The sequence below is a fragment of the Waterburya sp. genome (assembly GCF_058530065.1).
This window is the reverse complement of record NZ_JBZNBU010000311.1, coordinates 1-2743: the sequence shown is the minus strand read 5'-3', so window position 1 is coordinate 2743 and position 2743 is coordinate 1. Positions and strand designations below refer to the sequence as shown.

Annotated in this window: 1 protein-coding gene; it reads right to left on the bottom strand. The window is 41.2% G+C overall.

What is annotated here, in order from left to right; all coding sequences use genetic code 11:
- The coding region (locus AC33VI_RS18495; RefSeq protein ID WP_491783735.1) for an esterase-like activity of phytase family protein at window positions 1–2247 on the bottom strand (2247 nt) is incomplete at its 3' end.
- Window positions 2248–2743: the final 496 nt, after the last annotated feature.

Below are 2743 nucleotides of genomic sequence, written 5' to 3'. Positions count from 1 at the left end.
TATTACCACTACATCTTCGATAGTTACAAAAGGCATATCGTAGGTAGTCTCGCCATCGCCGTTGAGGTCGTCTGGATCGGCAATATTCAAAAGATCGACAACTTCGGTTTTTTCCACAAAACCGTTTTCGTCTACTTGAGAGATATCGATTTTGAAGACCTTTTTGAACTCGGCATCTTCTCCTTGATTGCCGTCTCGTTCGATAACTAAAAACTCAGTATCATTAATGGGAGTAAAGTCGCCGATGGGGTTACCGTCGGTGGTGGGATAGTAACCAACTAAGCCTGTATAGGAAGCAGACTCTACATCAAATTCATAGATGCGTAAAGCATTTTCTGGATTGCCATCTACTGTACCTTCTAATAGAGGATACAGGGTTTGGCGGTCTGGGCTAAATGCCATCCCTTCAAAACCGCGAGATCCAGAAATATTAGGAAGACTATCCCCAAGATCGGGATTTTGGGGAGACTGCACAAATTCTCCCGTGACCGAATCAACTACTGCTACGCCAGTATCAGGGAAGTCAGTAAAGAAACCATCAAAGCCTACTTGAATGTATTGTTCGATCTCTGCTTCTGGGGTTTGAGGATTGCCCTCTGCATCTAAAGTTAAGAAACGTTCTTCGTTGCGGTGGGTATAGGGATGTACCTGTAAATTAGCAGCGTGAGCATCATCGACAAAAGAAGTTATTTCTCCTGTTAACTGAGTAGTGATTTCGGCTTCGCCGTCACCATCACCGTCTACTGGTTCTTCTAGATCTTCGCGCAGTAAAATATTGTTTTTCCAAGGACCAGCACCCTCGGCATATTTATCACTGATAATTTGCAGAAATTCGGCACTATCTAAATCGCGGTAAGTGGTGTTTTCCGATAAACCGTTTTCTACAGCATCGACAAAATCTTGACCGTAAATTGCAACCAGATCGTTACCTTGTTCGAGATTGTAACGAATGTCGTAGGGGACGGAAAAGCCTTCATCGGGACTGGCACTCTCGGTAGTGTTGCCATAAAGCTGTACTAGAGGAATATCCCCCAAACCTTCAGCATCCAACATTCCTTGCAGTTCGATTAGATTTTGGAACTCAAAGGATTGAATAAAAATTCTATCTGGATCGGTAAATCCCGTTTCCTGTAGCGTCTCGATTAGAGGCTCTTCTAAAGATACGTCTTGGAGATCGGAGAAAGTAGGATGTTTGGTTTCGGGATAGATACCAACCTTTACCCCTGTCTCGGCTTCAGTTTCTTGAACTAGCTCGACGATCTCTTGAAAAGTAGGAATTTCAAACGCACCATTAAATTCTTGAGGTCGATAGTCTCGTGACTGTAACGCTCTTAATTGTTTGATTTCTTCTAAAGTAAAATCTTCGGCAAACCAGCCACCTACAAGAGTTCCATCAAGATCTTTTACGGTCAGGCGATCGGCAAATTGAGGTAATTCTGAGACATTAGTAGTATTGGCAGTGCCAGTGCTAAGAAGTGGATTACCATCATCATCGAAGAGAATGTTACCCTCTTCATCGAGTTGTACCTGTGCCAATGTAGGTTCGTGACGGGCAATTAACACGCCGTCTTTGGTAGAAACCAGGTCTGGTTCGATAAAGTCTGCTCCCTGAGCGATCGCAGTTGCATATGCTTCTAGAGTATGTTCTGGTAACACTCCACTTGCACCACGATGACCTATTACTAACGGATCTTGTCCGTTAAGAGTATTAAGATTGGTAATATTGGGAGTAGCAATGGGTGCTTCGATTAATTCCCCATCAGAATTAAAATGCAAGAGGTAAGGACCAAATTCTTCTCCTACCCAAATATCCCCATTCTCATCAATAACAAAAGATTCGATATCAAAGTCGCCCCCCGTTAGTAGACGATCTTCACTATCCTGGTTAACAATATCAAAAGGTATTAAATTATCGGGGTCGGAAAGTTGGACGAAGCCTTGTACTTCTGCACTTCCGTCTCCGTTTTCTACGCCTGAAAAATTAGGATTTACTTGATATATGCGTAATAAATAATCCGTACTATTGTCTTGCGCCCCAAAGCCATTATCGGACAAAAACCAGAATGCCCCGCTATTGTCTGGCGCAAACTGTACCCCACTAAAACCTTGGACTGGTTGCCCATCAAAAGGACCAGTCCGTCCATTGGCATCAATGGGATTACCTTCGCCGTCATTACCCCCTGCAGGAGGACCTTCAGCAAAAGTATCTGCTGGCAAAAAAGCAAAACCAGCTAATTGATTAGTCATGGCGAAATTCTCAGATTTTGTGATTCATCATGCAGTTGGAAACTAAAATATTAAGATTTAATAAGGAAATTAGGCTTAATTTTTAATCTCCATTACTTAGAATTTCACGATCCTATTAAGGATTGGTAATCTTTCATTTAAACTTATTTAAGTAGAATTTAAAGTTTTCTCTTGACAACTAATTAAGATTACAAATTGTCTTTAATTGACTAGCAAAGATAAGATAAGGTTTTTCCTAGCTCTGAAATACCGTATGAATTATGGTTTTTATTAATTGTTAATTGTTAATTAAAATGACAATAACTTGGAGAAGCATTCTTGATGCAAATGCTGATGCTTAATGGGAAAAAAACTAATACCAATTCTCTATAACAATGCACTAAATAAAAAATTCTTCTTTTGTACCTTTGCGTCTCTGCCCAGAACACGAAGCTGGGCTTGCCCCGTTTGGCTCGGGGTAAACGGCTTTGCGAGAAACAAAATCCCAACAATATTA